Raw genomic sequence first — 24,975 nt, forward strand, 5'->3', positions numbered from 1 at the left:
GTCGGAGAGAACGGAGGAGAAGTCGGAGACCGCACCGGCCACAGAGGGAGTCATCGACACCAGTGGAGTTGCCCCACTCCGTGTACGTCAACCTATGACACGTTTCGACCTACCTGGCCTCAAAACTCAAATGAGGCGATGCAGATTTCGCAAACGTCCCCGGATCTAGTACGCAGGAGAGCCCTGAGAAGCCACAAAAAAAATCGCCCATAGCCAAAATTCAGCAAAACGTCACTGCGACGACAGACTGACAGGGGTACAGCGCGATCCCTGCTCGACCGAACGTCGCCTGCCAACTACTTCTGCAGGAGCTTCTCGATCAGCGGAATCACATCGCCTCCATAAGTGAATTCCCCTGCATTTTTCGGATCGGGGAACTGACCGGCAAGCTCACCCTGCTGGTCGAAGACGAACACAATCGGAATTCCACTGTGCTCCAGCTTGGAATTGAAGAGTGTCTCGGTATCCGTCGACAGAATCACGTTCTGAAAGGTTGCTCCCTGTTTGACCAGAAAGCGTGTGACCTTCTCACGATGCGACTCCGGCGTATCTTCAAATCCGGAATAATCACAGGAGACCGAAATGCAGGCGAGCTGCTCAGGATACATCCGTTGCAGGCGGACGAGATTGGGAAATTCCGCAATGCACGGGGGGCAATAGGTAGCCCAGAGATCCATGACAACCACCTTGCCGGGGTGCTTTTTGGCGAGGGCCCGCGTGGCCTCCCAATCCAGAATCTCGACTCGGACATCCTCAACCTTCGCTTCCGGATCTGTACCAGGAGATTCCGATTTCGTCTCATCCTGAGGCTCGATCTGTCCCTCTGGAACGGGCGAAGTGGTGACGGGTATTTCCGGCTGGACTGCCGATCCGGCCGTGGGAATCTCTGCCCCGGTGGGGTTGGGCGCTTCCGGACGGCATCCGGCGCATGCCAGAGCCGCCACGATGAAAATTCGCCCCCATGCGTTCAGAGTTCCCGCTGGCTGGAGTACCGTCATGCTGAATCCGTCCCTTCTCCGAAAGTCACTTACCGAGTTCAACCCGCTTGTGGCCGGGGAATCAGCGTTTCAATGCGTCGAGCACCAGCTGACCCATTTCGACGGTGCCGACCGATTTCGTCCCGGCCGGAGCGATATCCCGGGTACGATGGCCGGCGTTCAGAACAGTGTCCACAGCCCGCTCGACCGCGGCGGCTTCCTCTTCCAGCTGCAGCGAGTGCCGCAGCAGCATGGCGGAGGCCAGAATCGTCGCCAGTGGATTCGCAACTCCCTGACCGGCAATGTCGGGAGCAGAGCCGTGAATCGGCTCGTACAACCCCGGACCGCTACTGCCAATCGACGCCGAGGGGAGCAGTCCCATCGAACCTGGCAACATCGAACCTTCATCGGTGAGGATGTCACCGAACAGGTTGCTGGTCACGACCACGTCGAACGTTCCGGGCCGCGAAATCAGGTGCATCGCCATCGCGTCAACCAGCACCACGTCGTACTTCAATTCCGGGAATTCTTCCTTGACGATCCGTTCCGAGACGCGACGCCACAACCTGGAAACTTCCAGCACATTGGCCTTGTCGACCATTGTCAGATGCCGGGAGCGGGCCATAGCAGCCTGGGCGGCCAGCCGCACGATCCGTTCGATCTCATAGGTCGAGTAAATCATCGTGCTGAAGGCGGTCTCGCTGCCGTCCGGATGCGTCGTGTGGCCGGACTCTCCGAAGTAAATCCCACCTGTCAATTCCCGGAAGAAGAGGATGTCTGTCTTCTCGACGATATGCCGCTTCAGCGGTGAGGCATCGAGAAGACATTCATGCGCTTTGATCGGCCGCAGGTTGGCGAACAACCCCAGCTCCTTGCGGATCTTCAGCAGCCCCGCTTCCGGCCGGGTTTTGGCATTGGGGTTGTCCCATTTCGGGCCTCCCACGGCCCCCAGCAGGACGGCATTGGCAGTCTTGCAGGCCTGAATCGTCTGTTCGGGAAGGGGATCGCCAAAGTCGTCAATGGCATTGCCGCCGATCGGCTGCGTTTCGAACTCGAAAGAATGCCCGAACAGCTTCGCCACCGATTCCAGAACCCGCTGTGCCTGGGCTGTGACTTCAGGACCAATTCCATCACCGGGCAATAAGACAATCCGCGCGTTCACGTCTTGATTTCCTCTGGAGTTTAGCATTCTTCGGAGTGGGTCCGACACTTTACCCGAGGAGGAAGCGGCCTGCCACCCGGTGATCGGGAAAGCACGCGTCCGACAGCGAACCGCCGCGGGAAAATCAGAGGATCCGGATCTTAAGGCGGAACGGCCACGTGCATGCGGATGCCGCGATAGCCGGTCTCTCGCGCTGCACGACTGAGAGTCGACGTGCGGCCGGGTAGGTCACGATCCACAGCGTCAGAGAGGACGCGGATTCATCGAGAAAGGACTCTGTCCGGCCTGGAGTGAACGGATCGGCCCCCTTTCGCGATTACATCCCAGCACTCAGCGGGAGAATCATCGGGAGAACCGGTCAGCAGCCAGACTCAGAACTCACCCACCGGCAGACCGTCCCCCACACGGGCCAGTCGGGTCAGGATCTGCGAGTCGATCTCAAGATTGATCGGAGAAACACGACCGTCGGCGAACGCAAAGTGCCCCGAGTTGGAATGTGGAGCTGCGAACCGCTGCGGTGCGGTAGGAGCTGCATCTCCCGTCCGGACGAGGCCGAATCCCTCGCCAGCGGAACGTGTATATCCGGCGGTACTATTCCCGTTGTAAACGACGGTATCCGCCTGGGGAGCTTCGAGACTCTTTTCACCGAACAGCAGGGTCTGTGACAGCCCATCCTGGTTCAGGTCGCGGAAACGCATCTGATAGGTCCAGTCGGGGAGGGTCGTCGTCGCGGCAGGAATCCCGGTGAAAGCCATCGTTTTCCCGGTCGCCGGATTCAGCACCCGTCGGAAAACCCCGTCGGTGGAAATCACGCTTGTCCCGGAAACACCGGCATAATCGCTCCAGCCGATCGGACCGACCCGCACGGGAGGATAGACCAACGGATCACCTACGTCTTTGAGCTGACCGTTGCGCGTCTGGGTCGGGCAGTGGAAGACCGGCGCATCCACACCTGCTTCTTCTGGCTGTACGTAATATTGCAGGCGCAGGTCCCAATGATTGAAGGCCGCCGACTGGTCCAGATAAGGAAGAACCAGGACCGCCCAGCTGGCCCAGTTCTTACACAGGTCGGACGGTGGAATGACCTGGTGCATTTCTTCGAACTGATGCACCGCCAGCGCGAGCTGTCGAAGATTGTTCTTGCACTGCGTACGGCGAGCAGCTTCGCGAGACTGTTGCACGGCGGGCAACGTCAGCGAGATCAGGACGGAAATAATCGCGACACACACCAGCAACTCAATCAGCGTGAACGCGGCGCGCGCTCGAGTATCGGGGAACGGGTGTCGAAGACTCTGACGCAACATAATGACTCAAGTCCCAGGTTCAGATCCGCACGTGAATGCAAAGATCTGAATGAATGTTCCCACTGGGAACTGCCAACAACTCAGACGGAATCCCGCTGAGGCCAAAATCTCGCCGGTTCAATCTCCCGGCGGTAGAAATCATCACGATCTGAGGGGGGGCTGTCGAGATCGTTACAACCAATAAAACCACTAAAAGCGAATCCTGCCCGTCGCAGGAAATTTTGCAATATGAGGTGACCCTGATCCGTCAGCACAGATTCCGGATGGAACTGGACGCCCCAGACAGGCCAGTGGCGATGCTCCATCGCCATAATGACGCCTTCCGGAGTCGTTGCGGTCACCTGCAAACACTGCGGCAGCGTTTTTCTATCAACGACGAGTGAATGATACCTCGTAACTCGGAGCGGGCGCGAACAATTTTCAAAGAGTTCTGAACCTGTATGGTCGATCAGAGATGTGCGCCCGTGCACAGGTTCCGGCGCGCGAACCACAGTCCCGCCAAAAGCTTCTCCGATGGCCTGATGGCCAAGGCAAACTCCCAGAATCGGAATGATGCCGCTGAAACGGCGAATGACATCGAGGGAAATCCCTGCCTGCTGCGGAGCACATGGTCCGGGAGAGATCACGATGGCCTGCGGTGAAACCCTCGCAATCTCCTCCAGCGTGATCTCATCATTCCGCCGGACAGTCGTCTCCACCCCCAGTTCCTGCAGGGAGCGAGACAGATTGAAGACAAAACTGTCGTAATTATCGATCAACAGGACTGGGGCCGGAGGTCGTTCCATGGAATCCACAGTCAGCGTTTTCGCAGCACGAAGACCACGTCTTCGGTCCGGGGGGTAATTTCAATCGGCTCATCGATCTCGTAACAGAAGTCGTGCAGCGCAGCAATCTCCCATTCGGGGCAGCGGGACAGCAGGTCGGCAAACTGCTCCGCCGTATAGGTCCGGTAATTCATCTCATCGATCAGCCGCAACTGCTGCGTGGGGGTGTAGACGTCAAACCGCATTCCCAGTTTTTCATTGCGGTTCTTCAGATCGAGTCCTTTCGACCACATCAGTGAGTTGACCTGAAGGTTTCCCTTACGGGCGACCCATTCCTCAGACTCCACACGGTCGCCAACAGTCGGGGTCAAGTGCAGGCCCAGCAGATACAGCCCCCCCTTCACCAACGCATTCGCCATGCAATGCAGATGCGCCTCCGCAGCCGTTTCGGAATCGAGGTGCCGGAAGCTGTTGATCATATTGAATGCGGCGTGAAACTTTTTCTTCACTTTGAAGTCGGCCATGTCACCAATGGTGACCGTTTCCTCAAAGCCCGCGCGGCTCAGTCGCTTGTTGCAATAAGTGACCGCCTTCTCGTTGAGGTCATTTCCCGCTACTTCGTAGCCAGCCTGCGCCAGCTTGATCAACAGGCGTCCGGTGCCGCAGGCCGGCTCGAAAATCCGGCTGACGGTGCATTTTGAATAGCGCTCGATCGCGGCATTCAGGAAGTCGTACTCCGCTTTCCAGTCTGATCCGAACAGCACATCGTAATACTTCGGGTAATCATAAAGGTTGGCGGGAATCGGGTCTGTCATCGGGGTGTTGCCAGTCTTTCAGCAGGAATTCAGGTTCGGCCAAGGTTCAGGATGCGGAACTCTTGATCATCTCGCGCACTTCTTCTTCCAGTTGTCTCCAGCTCCCCGTCAGCTTGTCCAGATCCTGTGATTCGGCATTCAGAATCCGCTCAGCTCCCTTGAAATCCTTGCTGCGGGCCTTCAGATAGGCTTGCCCCACGCGAGCTTCCACCCGCAGGACGGGATCTCCCGGCACAACCGCCGTTTCCAGTTTCTCCAATTGGGCACGGGCTTCGTCGATACGGTTCGGATCCTTGAGATAGAGCAGCGCCAGCTGTTCCTCCGCACGCCGGTGCCACAAGGCGTCGGAACTTCCGGGAAAGTGCTCGCTGACCGCTTTAAACGCGGCTTCATCATCCACGCGGAGCATCGCCTTCACGTACTGGTCGCGGGCTGTCGCTTCAGGCGTTGTCCGGTTCCCTTCCGGAAGCGGAGCGGGGAGTGTCGGCCGCAGAGCCCAACCCGTTCCCGCACTCAGCAGGAGGACCAGCAGACAGAGCAGGGGAAGGACCAGTGCCGGTCGTTGAACCGGAAACGTGGTGGTCGGCAGTTCGCCGGTCGTGAGGAACTCTTCCATCGGCTCGCCGGTGCGAATCGCTTTGGCGAGCTTGCGGACGTCGGTCACGATGGACTGGGCATTCTCATAGCGATCATCCGGGTTCTTGGCGATCATCCGCTGAATGAGTGTGCTGACCGCCGGCGGAAGGTCCGGCCGGAAATCCAGCAGCGGCGGCGGATTCTCATGCAGATGTTTCACCGCCACGCTGACCGCATTATCCCCTTCGAACGGCGGCCGTCCCGCGAGCATGTGATAGCAGGTCACTCCGAACGAATAGATATCGCTCCGCTGGTCGAGTTTCTTTCCGCTGACCTGCTCCGGGCTCATGTACAGCGGAGTCCCCATCGTCACCCCTTCCTGAGTCAGATTCAGGCGATCCCCACCCTGCAGCTGGGCCAGCCCGAAGTCCGCGACTTTCACCTCTCCCTTGCGGTTGAGCATGATGTTCTCAGGCTTGATATCGCGATGCACGATGCCACGTTCCCCCGCCGTCTGCAGCGCGGCTCCAACCTGCCGCATGATCATCAGTGCCAGCGGCAGGTCGAGCGGTCCCCGGCGCTGCAGCAGGGCCTTCAGTGTCTGACCCTGGACGTATTCCTGAGCGATGAAATGCTGACCTTTCTCGCAGCCGACGGTATAGACCTGCACGATGTTCGGGTGATTCAGGCCGGCCGCCGCCTTGGCTTCGGTCTGGAACCGCATCACGTAATTCTCATCTTCCATCAGTTCCGGCCGCAGCAACTTCAGCGCCACGTTTCGACGGAGATTCAGCTGCTCCGCCAGCCAGACCTCCGCCATCCCTCCCCGTCCCAGGCGGCGCAGCAGGCGGAAATCCCCCAGTTCGGAACCGACCTGTCGGAGACTCCCGGAGTCGAACGCCGGCATCGGTCGGGTCTGGTCGGGACTGTTTGTGTCCGTGTGATTCGGGTCGGAATCCGCCATTCGTCAACCTGCTTTCACGTGATGCGGTGCCGGGTGATTCATTCTCCATCATGACGTCAACCACTGCCGGAGAAAAGGCTTCGGCCAAAAGCGAGAGCGAGATGGAGCCAGCGGCGGCTACCACTCGCCTGCCACAGAACAACACCCCACATCGCCGGAGCCTCCCACCCACATCGGAATGTTCCGGTCAGGCAAACCAGGTCGAAAACCTGTGCAAACAGCCACCCGTTGTAGTTGAATCAAATGCCTTTGTCCGATACTCTTCTCGTTCCGCAATTTTCAACGGGCTGCAAATTAATTGCAACCTGCTGTGTCGTCAGGAGTTATGGAAATGGTTCTGCGTCCGCGCACGAAGTTCAAGATCGAACGGAAGACCAAACGCTGCACCAAGTGCGGCGCGATGGTGCCGAAAAAAGGCAAAAAAGTGCGCTGCAAAAAGTGCGCGAATCCAATCGCCAAGTAGTTTCCTGAAACGAGTCGGGCAGTTCATTCGATTGAATGTCGCGCCGAAAGGTCGCTGACCGGTCGGAAGATGCCCGCTGCGAATTGCGGAGCCACGCCCATGCTCGATCTGTTCGACCAGATTCAGGCAAGTTGCGAGGTGATCCGCTCTCGCTGGAAGCGGACTCCACACGCCGGCATCATTCTCGGTTCCGGCCTCGGCGGGCTGGTCGAGGAAATCGACATCGAGGCGGAGTTCGAGTATTCCGAGATTCCTCACTTTTTGCGGTCAACCGCCACAGGGCATCGTGGCCGACTCGTCTGCGGTCACCTCGAAGGGGTCCCTGTCCTGGCCATGGAAGGGCGCTTCCATGTGTACGAGGGTTACTCTCCCAAGCAAATCACCCTCCCCGTGCGCATTTTCAAAGCGCTCGGTGCCCAGCTCATGGTGGTGTCGAACGCCTCGGGTGCGATGAACCCCAATTATCGCTGCGGCGATGTGGTGGTGATCGACGACCATATCAACCTGATGGGTGTCAATCCGCTGATCGGCATCAATGATAACCGACTCGGCCCCCGTTTTCCCGACATGTGCGCCCCGTACGACCGCGTCCTGAGTGACAGGGCTCTCGAAATCGCCCGTCAGCAGAACTTCGTCGCCCATCGGGGAGTGCTCGTGGCGGTTGCCGGTCCGAATCTGGAAACCCGCGCGGAATACCGGTTCCTCCGCACGATCGGAGCCGACATCGTCAGCATGTCCACGATCCCCGAGGTGATTGTCGCGGTTCACGCCGGATTGCGAACGGTCGGGATCTCCATCGTGACCGACGTCTGCCTGGCTGATGCCCTGAAGCCGGTGAACATTCAGGAAATCCTCGCGGTCGCTGCGGCAGCGGAGCCAAAACTCCGCGCACTCGTGCGAGGCATCCTGAAGAGCGACGTCAGCAGGTCCCCAGCTCCGTAGACCTGTGCGTAGCCCTTCCGCGAACGAAGGTTCACGGAGTTCAGGCCAGGTCACCACCAGCTTGCGTCCGGTGCCCAAGCCTGCTGAAGCGCAGCAGTCCTCTTTCCGGGTGACCCCGGGACCGACAGTCCACATCCACGCGGAATGGCCTTTATTCCACCTCAGCATCGGGGGCCTGGGGAACGTCTTCCTGAACCGGAGCGGCATCCAGCCAGTTCGTCCCAACTTTGCTGTCGACGACGATCGGCACGGCAAGTTCCAGAGCGCCTGTCATTTCCTCGCGGGCCAGCCGCAGCAGCGACGGCACCTGATCTTCCGGTGCTTCAAAAACCAGTTCATCGTGAATCTGCAGCAACATCCGCGCGGGGTGTCCTTCCCGTTTCAGACGGTGGTGCACATTGATCATCGCCTGTTTCATCAGGTCGGCAGCCGATCCCTGAATCACCGCGTTCACAGCGGTCCGTTCCGGCAGATTCAGATTCCCGAACCAGCGGGGACGAATGCCGACAATCTCCCGCCGCCGACCCAGAATCGTTTTCGCAAAGCCGGTCTCACGGACTTCCGCCAGCGTGGAGTCGATGAACTTCTTCACCGACGAATAACGTTCGAAATAATCCTTGATGAACGCGGACGCATCGTCCTGACTGATCCCCAGTGTCGCCGCCAGTCCATACGCCGATTGACCGTAGATGACACCGAAGTTGACCGCTTTGGCCACCCGCCGCTGTGCGGTGGTCACTTCTTCCAGCGGAATTCCATACACCTGCGCAGCGACCGCTGCATGAATGTCTTCTCCTTTGCGGAAAGATTCCTGCAGCGCCGCATCCTGACAATAGTGCGCGAGCATCCGCAGCTCGATCTGCGAGTAGTCGAGACAAACCAGCTTCCATCCTGGCTGCGACGGAATAAACGCCCGTCGAATCCGGCTCCCTTCCGGCGTGCGGATCGGAATGTTCTGCAGGTTCGGATCGCTGGAGCTGAGACGACCGGTGGCGGCGGTCACCTGACTGAATGACGTGTGGACATTCTTCGTCCGTCGATTGACCAGTTGCGGTAAGGCATCGAGATAGGTTCCCTTCAGCTTTGAGAGCATGCGGTGCTCCATCAGCAGGCGGGGAAGGGGATGCAGCTCCGCGAGTTTTTCCAGCACTTCCTGATCGGTGCTGGGACCGGTCTTCGTCCGCTTCTGCACCGGCAGCTTCAGTTCCTCGAACAGAATTTTCGCCAGTTGCTTTGGAGAGTCGATGTTGAAGACCTGACCCGCCTCCGCGTGAATCTGCGTCATCAGTGCCTGCAGACGGGCGGTCACCTCGTAACTCTGACGCTCCAGCTCCGCGACATCGACACGGATTCCATTCCACTCCATTTCAACCAGGACGGAGATGAGCGGACGTTCCAGATTCCAGTACAGGTCCCAGAGCTTCTCCGCTTTCAGCTTGTCGCCAATGATCGTCGCCAACTGCAGCGCGATGTCGGCATCTTCAGAGGCGTATTCGGCCGCACGGGAGACATCAACGTCAAACATCTGCAGCTGTTGCTTCCCTTTCCCGATGAGATCGGTAATCGGGATCATCGACCGGAACAGATAGCGCTTTGACAACTCGTCGAGCCCGTGGCTTCGCGCCCCGGCATCGAGCAGATAGTCCCCAATCATCGGATCGACGCCGGGATTGGCGATTTCAATTCCGACTCGCCGCAATACCAGCCAGTCGTATTTAATATTCTGATTCACGATCGTCCGACTGGAGTCTTCAAGAATGGGCTTCAAGCCGGCGACGACAACGTCCGGCTTCAGTAACGGCGTCCCCTTGGGACCATCAACCGGCAGGTAATAAGCCTCTCCCGCCTGCCAGGAAATCGCCCAGCCGACGATGTCCGCCTGCAGCGGATCCTTGCTGGTTGTCTCCAGATCGACGCAAATTGTCGCTTGAGCCTGCAGCTGCAGCAAGAACGCTTCGAAGCTGGCGGGCTGATCAATCGTGACCCATTTTCTCGGCTGCTCTGCCGGGGGAGCGATGCCGGTCTCCATCAGCTGGGAATGGATTTCATCGGCATACCGACGGAATCCGAAATCCGTAAACAGCTCGTGCAGTCGTCGGCGATCCGGCTCGCCGACGGCGGCCAGTCCCCAGTCGATTTCCAGATTCAGATCCGTCCGCAAGCGGACGAGTTCTCGACTCATCCGGGCCTGATCCGCGAAGGTTCGGAGATTCTCCGCCATCTTCTTGCCGGTCACCTTGTCGGCATTGGCCAGCACCTGATCGAGATCCCCGAACTGCTCCAGCAGGGTGCGCGCGGACTTGGGACCGATCCCCGGAACGCCGGGCACGTTGTCGACGCTGTCGCCGACAAGGGATTGAAAGTCAATGACCTGATCGGGACGAATGCCCCATTCCTGGAGCAGATGCTCTTCATCAAGAAACTGCTTCTTGCGGATGTGATAAATCTTGATTTTCGGACTGATCAGCTGCCGCAGGTCTTTATCATTGCTGACAATCCTGACATCCATCCCTTGCTCCGCACCCCGCACGGCGAGCGTGGCAATCACATCATCCGCTTCCCATCCGGGACAGGAAATGACCGGAATGCCATAGCCGGCAATCACGTCGAGAATGAAGGGAATCTGCGGACGGAGATCGTCCGGCATCGATGACCGGTTCGCCTTGTAATCCTGATAGATCGCCAACCGCTCCGCCGACTCCTGGGATTCCATCGCAAAGATCAGGTGCGTCGGGTGCTTGTCTCTGAGCAGATGCTGAATATCTCCCACAAATCCGTAGACGGCATTGGTCGGCTGTCCACGCGTGCCGGTCATCGGCTGTCGAATGGCGTGATAGACCTGAAAGACCAGTGAGTACGTATCGACGATATAGAGAGTTTCGGCCATGCATTGCAGTCCGGAGCGATGAGGCTGCGAACTGTCTCCCTGATGAATTGCGCGCGGGTGGAACGGCTGCGGACCAGACATTGGTGTCCGCGGGGTCCATTGTCGGGAAGCGGACTGCAATTGACCAGTCAGTGCGTTGCAGACTGTGATCTGCAGGAACATTTTCGCGAAACGTGCCTCCCAGCGGGTCCCCCTCCGAAGTGAATACCGTCGCTGCTTGAAGCCTGTCCTTCGCTTGTGCGGCAGACGGGGGCGTGGCACAATCCGGGTCCCACACCCATCCAACCGCATTGATGGACAGCCCACCATGTCTCGCATCGCCCCGACCGGCCTGCTCCTGTTGCTCATGTCGGCAACATTCGCCACCGCACAAACTCAAGCACCCGCGCCTGCCAGCGTAGAGGCCCTGCGCAAAGGCCTCGCAGAACTGCAGGCCGCACTGAAGCCACTTCCGCCCGCCCAGCGCGGCACCATCGACGCCGAGGTCTGTGCGAAGACGGTCGAATGGCTGCTGGAGCATGAGGAATACTACAAGGGAGAAGAAACCGCCAAGCAGGCTCAACAGGTGCTGCAGCTCGGAATGCAACGGGTCGCCGCCATCAAATCGGGAAAAGCAAACTGGGATCGGCAGGGACGCGTTCCCCTCGCATTCCGTTCCGCAATCGATGGGACGGTGCAGCCCTACGTGCTTTCGATTCCGGCGGAGTTCGACGGAAAAGCGGACCGGAAATGGCCGCTGTACGTTGTTCTGCATGGCCGGCAGAGCACCAGCGCTGAACCCCAATTCATCGCCAACAGCCTGAAGAAAGATCCCGTTCTGCCCACGAAATACATTCAGCTGGAGGTCTACGGGCGTGGAAACAATGCCTATCGCTGGGCGGGAGAGACCGATGTCTTTGAAGCGATTGCCGACGTGCAGGCGCGGTTCCCGATCGACGACCAGCGCATCACCATCTGGGGCTTTTCCATGGGGGGAGCCGGGGCGTGGCAGTTCGCGCTGCACCATCCTTCCCGCTGGGCTTCGGCCGGGGCCGGGGCTGGCTTCGTCGACTATTATCACTACACGAAAAAGACTGACCGTCTCGTTGAATTCCAGCACCGGTCACTCAACATCTACGACTCCATCGTTTACGCCCGCAATCTCAGTGCGGTCCCGATGGTTGGCTACGGCGGCCAGATCGATCCCCAGCTGCTGGCCGCGCGCGAGATGTACGAGCAGTCGGTCGAACTGAATGTCCCCCTCTCGGTGATCGTCGGCGCGGGCATGGGACACAAGTTCGATCCCGCCAGCCGCGACACCTTCCAGGCATTTCTGGACGCTCACAACAGCATCGGCCTGCCGAAGTTTCCCGGACGCAAGGGCTTTGAATTCGTCACCTACACTCTCAAGTACAACACCTGCGAATGGATGACGATTGAAGAAGTGGAGGTTCCCTATGCCGGGTCGCTGTTCATCTCCAAGGGTGATCCTCCAGACGTTCCCGCCCGGAATGCGCGTGGTGGAAATGCCGCCAAGCCGAAGAAGCTCGATGGGCTGGAAGTGACCACCGAAAACGTCGCCGCGTTTTCCATCGTCCGCGGAGCGGGCGACAAGATTCGCATCGACAACGCCGCAGCAATTGAGATTCCGAAAGGAAACGCCAAAGACCGCGTCTACTTCGTGAAAGCGGGAGGGAAGTGGAGTCTGCTGGACAGCGCCGCCGCCACGAAGTTCCAGAGTAATCCCGATCTGCACAAGCGACACGATCTGCAAGGGCCGATCGACGACGCCTTCATGTCCTCATTCGTCTGTGTCCGCGGGACCGGAACTCCCTGGTCGCCGAATCTCGAGAACTATTCCCAGTGGGTTGTGGAACGCTTCGACAAGGAGTTCGCCAAATACTACCGCGGCCGCCCCATCGTCAAAGCGGACCGTGACCTTCTTCCGAAAGAGATCCAGGAGAGCAACCTCGTGCTGCTGGGAGACCCCGGTTCCAATTCGGTGCTGGCCAAGGTCGTGGACCAACTCCCGCTCCAGTGGACGAAAGACTCGATCACGTTTAACGGCCAAACCTATTCCACCAAAGACCATGCCGTCGTGCTGATCTTCCCGAATCCGCTCAACCCGAAGCGATATGTCGTCATCAATTCCGGAATGTCGCTGCACGCCAGCGAACTCTCCGGCACCAACGCCCTCCACTTCCCCCGACTCGGTGACCACTCGGTGCTGCAGTTCAGCAAAAATGCTGATGGCGGCTACTCTGAGAAACCTGTGGTCTCGGGAATATTCGATGCCCAATGGAAGTTCGAGAAATAATCTCCGTAGGCCGACACTCCCGCTCAGCAAAGGCCCCGCAGTGCAGGGGCCTTTCTTTTTGGCGCACCCAGAAAAAACACACAACAGACCACTGAGAAACCACTTACCACACATGCAATCTCCCCCAGGCCTGTTGGCGACAGCGGCTTTTCTCCCCGCGCTCGGAGACGGTTGAACGGAGGATTCGCATTGTGACGACGCGGCGATTTGGGGTAACCTGAACGTTACCGGCGAGCCGATCTCATCAGCGGCGGCAGACAGCCGGTCAGCATTTTGAGAGTCAGGTGGCACAGCCATGTCCGCGTCGCGGTTCCAAATCTGGATGGTCAGTTGGGTATTCCTCAGCTGCGGATTCATCAGCGCAGCCGAGCCGATTCCCTTGCCGACGGACCCCAAAACTCCGGTCATCGAGCTCTGGTACTCAGGTCCCGGGCTGCCGACTCAACGCGAGATCGCCATCTATCCGAATGGCCGGACGTGGTGCCGGGTCGGGGAAGGTTCCATCTGGGGCCAACTCGACCAGCAGACACTGCAAAGTCTGGTTCATGAGCTGCTCACAACTGACTCTCTGGGCCGCCTGAGCACGATGCAGATTCAGGAATCCATTGACCAGGCTTCCCGTCAAAGCGGGTTGTCGGCCGAGATTCCCAACGCCGCGAAAACGACATTTGTCATCCGCACCGCCGATCAGACATATCAGATCGACGCCCCCTCTGTCGGACTGCTGGCTGTCCGTTTCCCGGAAGCACAGGCGCTGCAACACGCGGCCTGTGCCCAGCGGCGGCTGGAGAATGTGCGGGCCATTGTAATGGTTGGCGGTCCCCGCGCTGCCGAAAATCTCGCGAAGCTGGCCTGCCAGCGTTTGCAGGCGGAATACGGTGAAGGGGTCCTGGTCACCTCACAGGACCTGTCGATGGTCCGATCGCTCTCGGACGGCACGCGCTTCTGTCAGTTCGTCGTCCGCAAGGCCGCCCAGCCCGCCACGAACACGCACGTCATCTCGCTGTTTGAAGTCCCCGGTGAAGTGCCGCGCGTCAGCCTGCTGCCAGATGGACCTCAGATCCGATGACCGCAGTCGGCGCTTCTTCTCATCCCCAGCAGCGCAACTGGCTCTGGCGTTTCTGCCAAAGCATTCTGCAGCCGCTGTTCGTGATCTGGAACCGCTATCGCGTCCGCGGATTCGAGCATCTCCCGACAGGGGGCTGCCTGCTGCTGGTCAATCACCAGAGCTTCCTCGATCCGTTGTTTGCAGCGGCCGGACTGGATCGGCCCGTCAGCTATCTCGCACGGCACAATCTGTTTCAGGTGCCGGTGCTCGGCTGGATCCTGCGCAATACGTATGTGATGCCGATTCGGAGAGAAGCTGCCGGAACAGAAAGCATTCGACTTTCAGTCGATCGTCTGCAACAGGGTTTCTACGTCGGCATGTTTCCGGAAGGTACACGCGGCCGCGGGGGCGTCGTCGGGGACATCAAGCCGGGCTTTCTCGCCATCGCGCGACGGGTGGACGTCCCGATTGTCCCGGTGGGAATCGCTGGTGCCGACGGTGTGATGCCGCGCGGGGCCCTTTGGCCCCGTCCTGCAAAGATCTGCGTCGTCTACGGAGAACCGCTCGAACCGGCGCTCGTCAAAGAGCTGACGCAACGGGGCCGTGAAGCGGAGTTTGCTGCCATGGTCCGCCAGCGTCTGCAAGCCTGTGTGGACGAAGCAGAGCGCTGGCGCAATGGTGAATGAGTCCCCGCTAAAATGGCCACTCACTCCTCGAAAGAAGTGGTGGCGCTTTTGACGCTCCTGCGCAGCGCGAGTCTCGATCGTTTCCCATCGAAAACTCAGCGCTACGAGAACAGGTCATCCATACTCGAGCGAGAAATCCTAAACTGCGGGGTAGCCTGAAGCAAAGTGCCCGGACTGCGCATCACTTCTGCGATGGGGACCACGGCTCCGGACTTCCCTTGAAGGGAGCGAGAAACTTCGCCCCCACGTCCGTATACCAGTGATGCAATGAGTCGCGGAGTGCTGCCACTTCAGCCGGCTTCTGATCCGCCAGATCGACCTGCTCCCCCGGATCGGTACTCAGGTCGTAGAGGTGCACGCGGCCATCTTCGTAGCGCTCCACGAGCTTCAGATTCCCCCGTCGAATCGCCCCGCCCGGGAAGCCCCCCTGATTCGAATAGTGCGGATAGTGCCAGAACAGATCACGCTCAGCGATGCTTTGTCCCTTCAGCAACGGCAACAGGCTCACGCCGTCGATCTCAGTTCCCGAGGGCTGCGAAACATGAGCCGCCTCAAGGAATGTCGGGAACAGATCGATGCTGCAGACCGGCGTCGAGCAGATGCTGCCGCTCGCAACCTGACCCGGCCAGCGAACGATGAACGGGACACGAATCCCCCCTTCATAGACCCAGCCTTTGCCGCCCCGCCAGGGGAGGTTCGACGTCGGGCTGCCTTCTGCGGTCGAGAGCCCCCCGTTGTCGGAGACGAAGCAGACGATCGTCTGCTCAGCGAGTCCGAGTTCTTCCAGCTGCTTGACGACACGACCGACCGCAATGTCCATGCACTCGACCATCGCAGCGTACGTCGCATGCTTCTGCAGAATTCGGGTTTCACGCTTGTCATCACCCGGCCAGACCTGTTCTTCGGGCGCGAACTCGGCTTTCCCTTCCAGAGCGAGGGCTTTCTTTTCGTACTTTTTGACGATTTCAGAAGGAGCAATCAGCGGCGTGTGCACGGCGTTCATCGCCATGCAGACGAAAAATGGCTGCTTGGCAAAATCACGAATGACTTTGCATGTTTCGTCCGCAAGCACGAGCGTATGGAAGTCTTCGAGTTTGTCGCTGCGCACGGGACGTTTGTCTTCGGGGAGCTTGTTCCAGCGCCAATCCGGCATCGGATTTCCCTGCGGGAAATAGAACTCATACCCCTGTACTTCGGGTGCGTATTCTTTTGCCCCGAGGTGCCACTTTCCGAGAAGGGCAGAGCGGTAACCAGCGGTCTTCAACGCTTCCGCGATCGTCGTCTCTTCGAGTGGCATAAAACTGTTCAGCGGGGCAGGGGCATACTTTCCTTTCCGTCGACCGCTGAACCAGTTTGTCGCCCCGACTCGTGTTGGATACCGCCCAGTCTGCACACTGAAGCGCGTGGGACTGCAGACCGGATTGGCGGAGTACGCGTCGGTAAATAGCATCCCCTGCGTCGCGAGCCGATCGATATTGGGAGTTTCGTAGAAGGTCTCCGGGTTAAAGGCACCGATGTCGCGCTGTCCCAGATCGTCCGCCAGGATCAGAACAATATTCGGATGCTGAACCGGTTCCGCCGCCTGCAGCCAGCCACCGGTGCAAACGGTGAACAACATCGCACACTGCCAGAGCCATCTCATGCTGCGCATTTGCCAATCGTCCCTTGTAAGTGCCATGTGAGCGCGTTGCTGCGCAACACCAGAAAAACTGTCCTCGAACACGGGTGTCGGGCGGACATTACATCAAGTGTTGCGCAAGAAACGAAGCCTGCAGATTCCAGCAATGGCTTCCCCATCCGGAAGCGATTACCACAATCCGCAGGCTGACAGCCCTGACCGGTCATTCATTCACACTGTTTGACTGCAGAGCGACCGCTCATTTCCGCGCGGCGCCGCATCCGCAGCTCCAACCGAGCAACTCTAGTTCGACTCTCACTGACGTTTGGCGTCCTGGCGGCGGAAAACAAAGCGTTCTACTAAGATTTTCCACACAAACGCCGCCACACTTCCCCGGGATCAGGGCTAGGGTTTGGACTTGAGATCGAACTCAATCACATTCCCCTTCGGCAACACTTCTTCCACGAGAGTCGACTTCGCGTGGTAGATGGGGGGCAGGGCCTCGGGAATCGGCGAGAGGTTTCCCTTCTCGTCAATGAAGTCCGGGTTGGCGGTCGTAATCGTCACCTTATGCTTGCCGATAACGGCCCCTTTGATCGACCGGGTATATTTCAGCTCAAACGTCCCATCGGGATTTGACTTGGCACTCGAATGCGTCCAGTCCCCTTCGGTCGGTATGAACCGGATGTACGCTGCCCCCAGCGGCTTACCGTCGAGCTTGACGATTCCGGAAACGGGAGCCACCGGCGGGCCATCGTCCGAGCGATTGCAACCGGCGGCCGCAAAAGCGATCCCGATTGCCCCCATGAATAAAAAGAGTTTCTGCAAGGTCAACTCCTGTCCGGCTTGCGACGCAAAGCCGATGAGAAAATCAGAAGCCCAAGGCCTCTGATGTTTGGGAAGAAAGTCAAAGGGTCCATTCACAGGCGGGAATGGCACATTCGCGGAAAAGTCCAACCATCTCGCAGCAGGCGGAATGCGCTCCTGCAGACGTCTCGCTCAGGACGAAGGGATTGCAGGCTGGGAAGCCCCTCGGGGGACAACCGGTTTCCCAGCCCGTCCAAATCCTCTTGCTGCGCGGGGACTGGAGAGAGCAACTGCTCTAGAACTCACCGACGGGCAGCGCATCGTTGCGACGTGCCAGACGCTGATAAAGACCTGTTCGCGGTCCAGCCTCGGGGGTTTCTGCATCTGTCTGGATGTATTCGATGTTCTCGCTGATGAATCGAACTCCACCGTCACCAAACAGGAAGTGTGCCCCTCCGGCGTGGCGGCTGCTGAAGCCCTGATTGCAACCATTCTCGGTGTCAACAAGGGGATCGTTCAGCTTGGCACGGGTGCTTCCCAGGACGATCGGTGTGCCGATGTTTCCGTTCCCGTCATAGCTGCGAATTCCGCCCCAGGTCGACGCCTGGCACTCGTTGTCACGTTCCCCAATGATGAAGGTGTTGCTCAGTCCGTCGGTGACATCGCGGAACTTCACACCGTTGGCGACCCACATGCACCCCCAGGGATCTCGTCCGGAAGTCAGAAAGACCGTCAGCCGGGTCAACCGGGTTCCGCAGACAGCGGGATAGTTGGAGGTTCCCAGGTAGGGATCGGACCAGGTTCCCGAAGCACTTCCGTAAGGGCTATTGAACGAACGCAGGATGTTCAGATTGCCCATGTCGTCCGAAGGGCAGCGGAAAACCGGAAGAGGAGTTTGCGTCAACTGGCGACGGTTGGGATCACGAAGGACGACATCGAGGTCGTCACGAGAGGCATTCATCGCGTTGTAAAGGCCCGCCTGATCGAGGTAGGGCAACAGAATCGCGCCCCATCCCCAGGATGCCCAGACGCCGGTGGTCTGCCCGGCCTTCATGAGCGTTCCCGGCGGGAATGCACCGTGAACGTCGTGATAGTTGTGAATCGCAAGTCCGAACTGCTTCATGTTGTTCTTGCACTGTGAACGCCGGGCGGCTTCGCGAGCCTGCTGCACAGCAGGCAGCAGCAGTGCAATCAAAACGGCAATGATGGCGATCACCACCAACAGTTCAATCAACGTAAACCCCGCGCGCTTCACTCGCATGACATCCTCCCATCCGGATACTTACAGCAAAAAAAATCAGAATCTCAACAAGCCCAGATCGATTGCCACGAACAAGCGTTCGCCGCCCCAAAACTCTTTTGCCCTTCTCTTGTTAGAAACTCACGGCTCTTGAGCCCTCTCAAGACAGCCCCTCCATCACGCGACCCGCTACTTGGTAAGAGCAAGGTCAATCTTTTCCCCTTTGGGGCCCACATGTGCGGTGAACCCGGAGGTCTTGGGATCCACATATTTCATCGGGATGCGCGAAACACCCGGACTGATTTTGCCACTCGCTGTCTCGGTCCCGGGACGTTCAATCCAGGACATCACCGAGATCTGATAATCCCCGGGCGGAAGGCCTCGCATACTCATCGACTGCTGCATGTCGTAGTGACCATCCTTGATGAATCCGACACCTACGGTTGTTCCAAGGGAATCGTGAAAGCAGACGCTCCCTTCGTTCAGCACCGCCCCGTCGAAAGTGACGTCTCCCTTCACGGGGACATTCGGTCCGCTGTCTCCACACCCGTTCAGTAACGTCAGGCTGAGGAACAGGCCCGCAATGCCCACCCAACTCTTCCGCTGGTCCGACACAAGTACTTCCTTAATTTTTACGAGAACCGAATGAATGACATGAAAGCCGGCTGCCAACTCGCTCACCACAAAAACTGCAAAGACTTCAATCGCAAGGACTAAAAGCAATGCACTGATGACGGTACAGAGTTGACAGCTGAGTTATATTGACCACCACATCAAAACATCGACATGCTTTCTCGGTGTTTCCCAGTAATTCGGGAAACGCGGACTGTAGTGAATGAGCAACAAGAAAACAACGACTACATCGTGCTTATTTCTTTATTGTAAAAAAAGCATGTGAATCGATGGTTTCACCTCATTCCATGCCCAAACAATCGTCAAACTCAACCAGAAGCCCCAGCTCCGCGGGGTCACATCCGGAATGCGAGTTTCATCCGACACAACCGGTCCCGGAGACCCCACATGAATCGGATATTCACGACAAAAACAATCGGAGATTCCGGACTCTCCTTCGCAAATCTTTGTCGAATTTGCAATCCATTCATCAACACACTCACATGACAGCCTCATCTGCTCGCCCCGGCATTGTGAACGAGGAAGCCCGACGGCGGGAATTCTTCTGCATGTACGTGGCGGCAGAACGGTCAATCTGCCGGTTTGTTCAGTTGCTTGTTCATGACCGGACGCTTTTCGACGATGTCTGTCAGGCGGTCGCACTGCGGCTGTGGGAGCGATTCGACACGTTTGATTCCACCCGCCGTTTTGAAGCGTGGGCCCTGGGCGTCGCAGTGAACGTCGTCAGTGAACTCAAGCGGTCGGACCGCCGGTTTGCGAGAATCCTCGAGCCCCGTGCGGCAGCCATGCTGGCCGAGGCGTATCAGCGAGACTCCTGCAACAGCCTGGATCTGGGAGACCAGCTCTCCGCCCTGAAGCAGTGCCTGCAGGAGATGCCCGAGCAGTACCGCGATTTCATCGTCATGCGATACTACGAATCCCGATCTGTCGAGGAAGTCTCCCAGAAGACGGGGAAGACGATCGCCGCGACCTATAAAGCGATCGAGCGCTCGCTGGGTCGACTGACAATGTGCGTACGGCGTCGACTCGCGTCGTTGCAAGGCAGATAGATGACTTTGGAAATTTCCCATGATCGAGCGTCATCACTTCATCATCCGCTTCCTCGATCAGTCCCTGACTGACGAGGAACTGTTGCAGGCCACGGAACTGCTGAAAGATCCCCACACAGCAGATGCGCTGGTTCAGCATGCGCTTGTCAAAGATCTGCTCGAGATCGACGCCAGCATGACGTGGGGGGAGAACTACGCACAGCAGCTCAAGACTTTTCTGCAGGAGCAGACTCTCCCCCCGGCACTGGTGCAGGATGTCTTAGACGTCTCGGCAGCGCCGCAGTTGCCTCCAGCACTGAGTGACAGGAAGCTCTCTCCACGCAGGAGGGGCGGTCGCGTCTGGCTGGCAGCAGCGCTGACATTACTGGTCGCCATCACATTGTTGTGGACATCACTTCGACCTTCGGAACCGCAGTTCCATTCCCTGCCGCTGGCTACGATTTCCCATTCGGTGAACATCGAGTGGACCTCTCCCGAAACCGCCTTATCCGTGGGGAGCCGCTTACGGAGTGGGAGTGTCATTGAACTCGCATCCGGTCTGGCCGAGATCACCTTTGACTCCGGGGCGGTCACCGTCCTCACAGGTCCCTGCCGGTTTGAAATCCAGTCCTCCAGTCAGGTGAGCCTGACATTGGGAACCGCGACGACCCGCGTGGAAACACCCAACTCAGGATTTCGAATCGACACCCCCACCGCGATCATCACCGACCTGGGAACACAGTTTGGCACCTATGTCGCTAAAGATGGTGCAACCGATGTGGCGGTGTTCGAAGGCACGGTCGAGTTGCGATCAAAGCCTCGGGCCGGACAACCGCCGGCAGGTCACGTTCAGCAGCTCACGAAGGGGGAGGGACTTTCGATTGACCGCTATGGTCGCTGGCAACGACTGGTCTCCGTCAGCACACTCGATTTTCCGTTCGGTAGCGACATGTATCGGGTCGAACGGAGCCGCGCCCCGATAATCGCCGGGATCTCCGACAACCGCAATGAGCCCGAAAACTTTCGGTTTTACCGCACGTGCCCGGAAGGCCTCACTGAAGACGCACGGGCCTACGTCGACCGTGTATATGAATGGAACGGCCTGACCGAGGAGGGAATCCCGTTCTTCCTGCGCAACGCCGACTACATTCAGATGTTCAACGACGACAAGAAAGACCTTAGCCCGCTGATCAATGTCGACATCGCAGGCCCCGCCATGCTCTACGTCTTTTACGATGACCGCATGGTCATTCCCGAATGGTTGTCACGCGATTTCACAGACACCGGAGTCGACATCGGCCTCGATGAAGGAACGAGGGATATGACCAAGCCCACGACCGGAATCGATGTCGGCCCCGGCCGGAGCGTGGACGTCGTCTGCTCGGTCTGGCAGCGGGAAATCCCGGAACCGATGGTCGTGAAACTGGGCCGACTCGGCGAACCCAAACATGGTGAGAAGCGGGTCCGCCGGAGCATGTATGGAATTGCAGCCCGGCCTCTGCCAGTCAGCGATTTGAAGAAGTAGCGAGCTGCTCTTTCCAGTGCCCGCCCTGTACGAGATCTGCTTCCTCGACAGCAGACCGCCGCCTGAATGAGCATCCGCAACCAAGTTCCGCACGGCTGGAGATTAAAAGCGGATATGCCATTCCCGCTGCGTCACCCTTTGCAGCGCTGCTTCATCGATGGTCACACCCAGTCCCGGTTGGGTCAGGGCGGGAGCGAAGCCCCCCCAGCCGAACGTCAAATCCGCCGTCGTCAGCCGGTCACGAACCAGAAACCGGTCATAGCTTCCTTCCACGTAGCGAATGTTTGCGACGGAGGTGGCGAAATGCCGTCCGGCCGCGGAGAGAATTCCGGTCTCTCCCACCTGACAGCCCAGCTGGTAACCGAGTCCGGCAGCATGCGCTCGCCGCGCCAGCTCCAGCGATGGCAGAAAGCCGCCACACTTCGAAAGCCGGATATTGAAAAGATCGCACGTCTGCTGCTCAATAGCCCGCTCGGCATCGACCCTGCTGCACAGCGACTCATCGAGCATGATTGGCACCCCCAGCCGAGGACGCAGCTGCGCCAGTCCTGCGACATCTTCATGCGGGACCGGCTGCTCCACAGACGTGATGCCGTACGGCACCAGAGGAGCAAGCTGAGCTTCAAGGTTGCGGCAGGTCCACGCTTCGTTGGCGTCGATCCGGAGATCGAATGACTTTCCGAGCCACCGCCGCAACCGCCGCAACAGGTCAACGTCATCGACTCCCTCGACACCCGTCTTGACTTTGGCCTGATGGAACCCGAACAACCGCAATTGAATCGCGCGGCGAACCTGCTTCGCGGGACTCATGGCAGTGAATGCCGCACTGTAGCGGACACGCCGGACCTGCTGACGAATCTCCGCTGTTTCAGGCAGCAGCGACGTGATGTCGGAACAGGGTCGCCCCGCAGAGCGACATGCCGCATCCAGCAGACTCAACTCGACGGCACAGCGGGCAGAGTTTCCGAAGCAACCCCGCCCATCGGGATCAACGCTGGTCATCCGGAACTGACGCAGTCTGTCAATGACCTCGGAAAGATCCTGAAAGGTTCCCCCCAGCTGTCGTGACAGGTCGGCCTCGTGGAGCAGTTGCCACGCCCCGTCAATGGTTTCTCCCGTGACATAGTCTCGGGGCAAACCTTCTCCCCAGCCGATCGAGCCATCGTCGAGTCGACAGCGGACGACGAGAGAATCCGTTGAGCTGCGGGCATGTGAGGCGTGACGGATCGGCTTCCGGAGGACGATCCGGACATGCGACACAGTCAGTTCAGCAACTCTCATGACATCACCGCAACACGCCGACTGCAGACGACCTCTCCGCGTGACCTGTGCAGGCGGGTCCACACAGCTAAAATCTCCCGCTCACGTTGTCGACCGACAGGGGAACCAGGCCGGGAGACGTCCGTTGCTCACGCAACACGACTGATCGCAGTGACATCTCCCCGGCCAAAATCGTTGCACAGTGTTTCGCTGAACTGCAGCGCCGGGACGAGGCAGGGATGCTTGTACTGCTCGACGCTTCCCCCCGGCCGTGACTGCCGATGTCGAATGAACCGCAGCCACGTTCCATTGGCAACCGTCTGGCACTTCACCGGAGCGAGCCGTCCTGACTGCCGCTTCTCCTGATATTCACAATTGAGGCCGCGCAGCTGCTCGTCGATGTCCTGTGATAACTTTGCGAGTAGTCCGGAAGCGGGGATGGCCGCCTCCTCCAGATGCAGATGATAGGCGGGCGGATCTCCCCAGACGGGAGAGAGCGTGTAGTAATCAAGTTCGAGTGAGTAACGTTTCAGCGCGTGATTGACGGCCGTCACCACCTGCGATTCGGTCAGCTTCTCGCCGGTCACGTTGGAGATGCTGGCTCCCTTGTGCAGGAACTCGAGCAACGGCGTCGTCCCCCGAAAACCGCAACAGCGGACGACGTCACGGATGTCATACCGGTACAGGCCCGAGACCGTGGTCAGCAGAATGTAGTAGTTGTGTCCTTCCGAAAGCTCATGGGCCTGCAGCACGTTTGGCCGTGCCGATCCGTATTCCGTTTCGGGAATGAACTCGAAGAAGTGCGAACCGATATCGAGCACACCGTTCGATGTCCCGTCGATAAACGGAATCGTCATCCGCCCTTCGCTGGCGGAGAGTCCGTGATCGCGCACACAGACATCGCCATAGTAGCGGCGCATCGATTCGAGATACGCCGAGGCGCTCCCTCCTGTCCAGACAGCCGCAAGCTTGAGCTGCGGCCAGAAATGCCGCGGAAGCAACTGATCATGCTGGGCAATCAACTGCTCTAGATCGAGGGCTCGTCGGCGATTCGGCCGGAAACGACTTCCCCCCAGCGCCGCCCGGACTTCGTCCGGAATTGACATCCGGCTGCTCAGAGTCCCGTCGGCGATATCGCGGATCAGTTCTTGCTGGGTTTCAATCGCCATCTTGGCCAGTTGCACGAGCGTGCTGGGATTGGCGGTCATCACCAGACCGACGTGCACATTCTCCAGCGACAACCGCAGGGCGGTGTACAGCTTCGAATAAGAATCCCTGATCTTCGCCACGTTGTAGGGAATGGTATACATCGTCCGCACCAGCGGACTCTGCATCTTGCTGACCAGCCCGCTGATGTTGCCGCAGGGAATTCCCGACGGAGTGCGGAACAGATCGTAGTCGCTGCTCAGCTGCAGAATATCGAGCGTATGCAGGGCAGGGTGATCGTCGAACGTGCTGATCCCCCACATATTCCAGCCGCGCCGATAGTCCTTGAGGAACTCGGTCGTGATCGGAATATACTTCGAATCCCCGGTCGTCCCGCTGCTGAGTGCGAACATCAGGAGCTTGTTGCGGCTTCCCAGAAGGCTGCTCGCCTCCCCGACTTTGAGTTGCTCAACTTCGTTGCGCACCGCTTCGAAATCACCGACAGGAATCTGGCGCCGGAACTGCTCGACGGAAATCCCCGGGTGGAGCCCATGACGGCGACTGAAGTCGCTGTCCGCATTCAGCTGGACGATTCTCTGAAGTGTCGCCTGCTGGGTTGCCTGGCAGTCCTGAATGGAATGCAGGAACGCGCGGACTTTACGTCGCATGGGGACGCGAACCGCGTATCCTCCATAGTACCGGAGCTGTCGAAGCATTGGCCCATCCTCCCTCACATCCCGCAGCGACATGGCGCATGTCGCCGCCGGACGAAAACCTGGCGCGTGGTGATTTGAAAGACCCGATCCTCGTGGCGCGAATTCCGAGCGAGTCGCT

The 24,975-nt window shown here is 58.8% G+C and carries 19 protein-coding genes and 1 pseudogene; 7 read left to right on the plus strand and 13 right to left on the minus strand.

The features are described 5' to 3' along the window. Nucleotides 1–296 precede the first annotated feature (296 nt). The 6 genes and pseudogenes from SH664x_RS12830 to SH664x_RS12855 all read right to left on the minus strand — a co-directional run bounded on the left by SH664x_RS12830 (nucleotide 297) and on the right by SH664x_RS12855 (nucleotide 6,562). Nucleotides 297–998, minus strand: coding sequence for a TlpA family protein disulfide reductase (locus tag SH664x_RS12830; RefSeq protein ID WP_437201501.1), 702 nt, complete (start codon nucleotides 996–998; stop codon nucleotides 297–299). 61 nt (nucleotides 999–1,059) lie between these two features. Beyond that, nucleotides 1,060–2,139 (minus strand): 3-isopropylmalate dehydrogenase, encoded by a 1,080-nt coding sequence (gene leuB, locus SH664x_RS12835; protein ID WP_437201503.1) that lies wholly within the window; start codon nucleotides 2,137–2,139, stop codon nucleotides 1,060–1,062. Between the two features lie 371 nt (nucleotides 2,140–2,510). Beyond that, a complete protein-coding gene (locus SH664x_RS12840; RefSeq protein WP_437201504.1) occupies nucleotides 2,511–3,443 on the minus strand; it encodes a DUF1559 family PulG-like putative transporter in 933 nt (310 codons plus the stop codon). 206 nt (nucleotides 3,444–3,649) lie between these two features. Beyond that, nucleotides 3,650–4,228 (minus strand): annotated as a pseudogene (locus SH664x_RS12845) (anthranilate synthase component II); the annotation flags it as partial. 11 nt (nucleotides 4,229–4,239) lie between these two features. Then, nucleotides 4,240–5,022: a class I SAM-dependent methyltransferase gene (locus SH664x_RS12850; RefSeq protein WP_437201506.1), complete on the minus strand. Its 783-nt coding sequence runs from the start codon at nucleotides 5,020–5,022 to the stop codon at nucleotides 4,240–4,242. Between the two features lie 46 nt (nucleotides 5,023–5,068). Beyond that, entirely contained in the window at nucleotides 5,069–6,562 is a 1,494-nt protein-coding gene (locus SH664x_RS12855) for a serine/threonine-protein kinase (protein WP_437201508.1), read from the minus strand. A 331-nt stretch (nucleotides 6,563–6,893) separates the two neighbouring features. On the opposite strand from SH664x_RS12855, the gene SH664x_RS12860 reads away from it, so the two are divergent. Together SH664x_RS12860 and SH664x_RS12865 are read left to right on the plus strand one after the other, a co-directional pair. Next, on the plus strand, nucleotides 6,894–7,025 hold the full coding sequence (locus SH664x_RS12860; protein WP_437201510.1) for a hypothetical protein: 132 nt from the start codon (nucleotides 6,894–6,896) through the stop codon (nucleotides 7,023–7,025). Between the two features lie 99 nt (nucleotides 7,026–7,124). Continuing rightward, on the plus strand, nucleotides 7,125–7,967 hold the full coding sequence (locus SH664x_RS12865; protein WP_437201512.1) for a purine-nucleoside phosphorylase: 843 nt from the start codon (nucleotides 7,125–7,127) through the stop codon (nucleotides 7,965–7,967). A gap of 151 nt (nucleotides 7,968–8,118) precedes the next feature. On the opposite strand, the gene polA is transcribed toward SH664x_RS12865, so the two are convergent. Then, nucleotides 8,119–10,854, minus strand: a complete 2,736-nt coding sequence (gene polA, locus SH664x_RS12870) for a DNA polymerase I (RefSeq protein ID WP_437201513.1) — start codon at nucleotides 10,852–10,854, stop codon at nucleotides 8,119–8,121. Between the two features lie 307 nt (nucleotides 10,855–11,161). Between polA and SH664x_RS12875 the strand changes: the two genes are divergently transcribed. From SH664x_RS12875 to SH664x_RS12885, 3 genes are all read left to right on the plus strand, one after another. Continuing rightward, entirely contained in the window at nucleotides 11,162–13,150 is a 1,989-nt protein-coding gene (locus tag SH664x_RS12875; protein ID WP_437201515.1) for an alpha/beta hydrolase-fold protein, read from the plus strand. Between the two features lie 295 nt (nucleotides 13,151–13,445). Further along, nucleotides 13,446–14,219 carry a hypothetical protein gene (locus SH664x_RS12880; protein ID WP_437201517.1) on the plus strand — a complete coding sequence of 258 codons (774 nt, stop codon included), beginning with the start codon at nucleotides 13,446–13,448 and terminating at the stop codon, nucleotides 14,217–14,219. Next, the gene (locus SH664x_RS12885) at nucleotides 14,216–14,884 is read left to right on the plus strand and encodes a lysophospholipid acyltransferase family protein (protein WP_437201518.1); all 669 of its coding nucleotides are present in this window, start codon (nucleotides 14,216–14,218) and stop codon (nucleotides 14,882–14,884) included. Before SH664x_RS12880 ends, SH664x_RS12885 begins: the two co-directional genes overlap by 4 nt. 181 nt (nucleotides 14,885–15,065) lie before the next feature. On the opposite strand, the gene SH664x_RS12890 is transcribed toward SH664x_RS12885, so the two are convergent. The 4 genes from SH664x_RS12890 to SH664x_RS12905 form a co-directional block, all read right to left on the minus strand. Further along, entirely contained in the window at nucleotides 15,066–16,535 is a 1,470-nt protein-coding gene (locus tag SH664x_RS12890; RefSeq protein WP_437201520.1) for a sulfatase, read from the minus strand. Nucleotides 16,536–16,907: 372 nt separating this feature from the next. Beyond that, nucleotides 16,908–17,330 (minus strand): carboxypeptidase regulatory-like domain-containing protein, encoded by a 423-nt coding sequence (locus SH664x_RS12895; RefSeq protein ID WP_437201522.1) that lies wholly within the window; start codon nucleotides 17,328–17,330, stop codon nucleotides 16,908–16,910. A gap of 274 nt (nucleotides 17,331–17,604) precedes the next feature. After that, entirely contained in the window at nucleotides 17,605–18,570 is a 966-nt protein-coding gene (locus SH664x_RS12900) for a DUF1559 family PulG-like putative transporter (RefSeq protein WP_437201523.1), read from the minus strand. Nucleotides 18,571–18,738: 168 nt separating this feature from the next. Next, nucleotides 18,739–19,164 carry a hypothetical protein gene (locus tag SH664x_RS12905; protein WP_437201525.1) on the minus strand — a complete coding sequence of 142 codons (426 nt, stop codon included), beginning with the start codon at nucleotides 19,162–19,164 and terminating at the stop codon, nucleotides 18,739–18,741. Between the two features lie 500 nt (nucleotides 19,165–19,664). Here SH664x_RS12905 and SH664x_RS12910 point away from each other — a divergent pair, with 500 nt between their 5' ends. Next, on the plus strand, nucleotides 19,665–20,231 hold the full coding sequence (locus SH664x_RS12910; protein WP_437201527.1) for a sigma-70 family RNA polymerase sigma factor: 567 nt from the start codon (nucleotides 19,665–19,667) through the stop codon (nucleotides 20,229–20,231). A 19-nt stretch (nucleotides 20,232–20,250) separates the two neighbouring features. Beyond that, complete coding sequence (locus SH664x_RS12915; protein WP_437201529.1) at nucleotides 20,251–21,735, plus strand: FecR domain-containing protein; 1,485 nt, start codon at nucleotides 20,251–20,253, stop codon at nucleotides 21,733–21,735. A gap of 102 nt (nucleotides 21,736–21,837) precedes the next feature. On the opposite strand, the gene SH664x_RS12920 is transcribed toward SH664x_RS12915, so the two are convergent. Next, on the minus strand, nucleotides 21,838–23,016 hold the full coding sequence (locus tag SH664x_RS12920; protein WP_437201531.1) for an enolase C-terminal domain-like protein: 1,179 nt from the start codon (nucleotides 23,014–23,016) through the stop codon (nucleotides 21,838–21,840). Nucleotides 23,017–23,144: 128 nt separating this feature from the next. Beyond that, the gene (locus SH664x_RS12925) at nucleotides 23,145–24,857 is read right to left on the minus strand and encodes a GH3 auxin-responsive promoter family protein (protein WP_437201533.1); all 1,713 of its coding nucleotides are present in this window, start codon (nucleotides 24,855–24,857) and stop codon (nucleotides 23,145–23,147) included. Nucleotides 24,858–24,975 lie beyond the last annotated feature (118 nt).

The organism is Planctomicrobium aquicomposti (assembly GCF_051466325.1).
Lineage (GTDB): Bacteria > Planctomycetota > Planctomycetia > Planctomycetales > Planctomycetaceae > Planctomicrobium.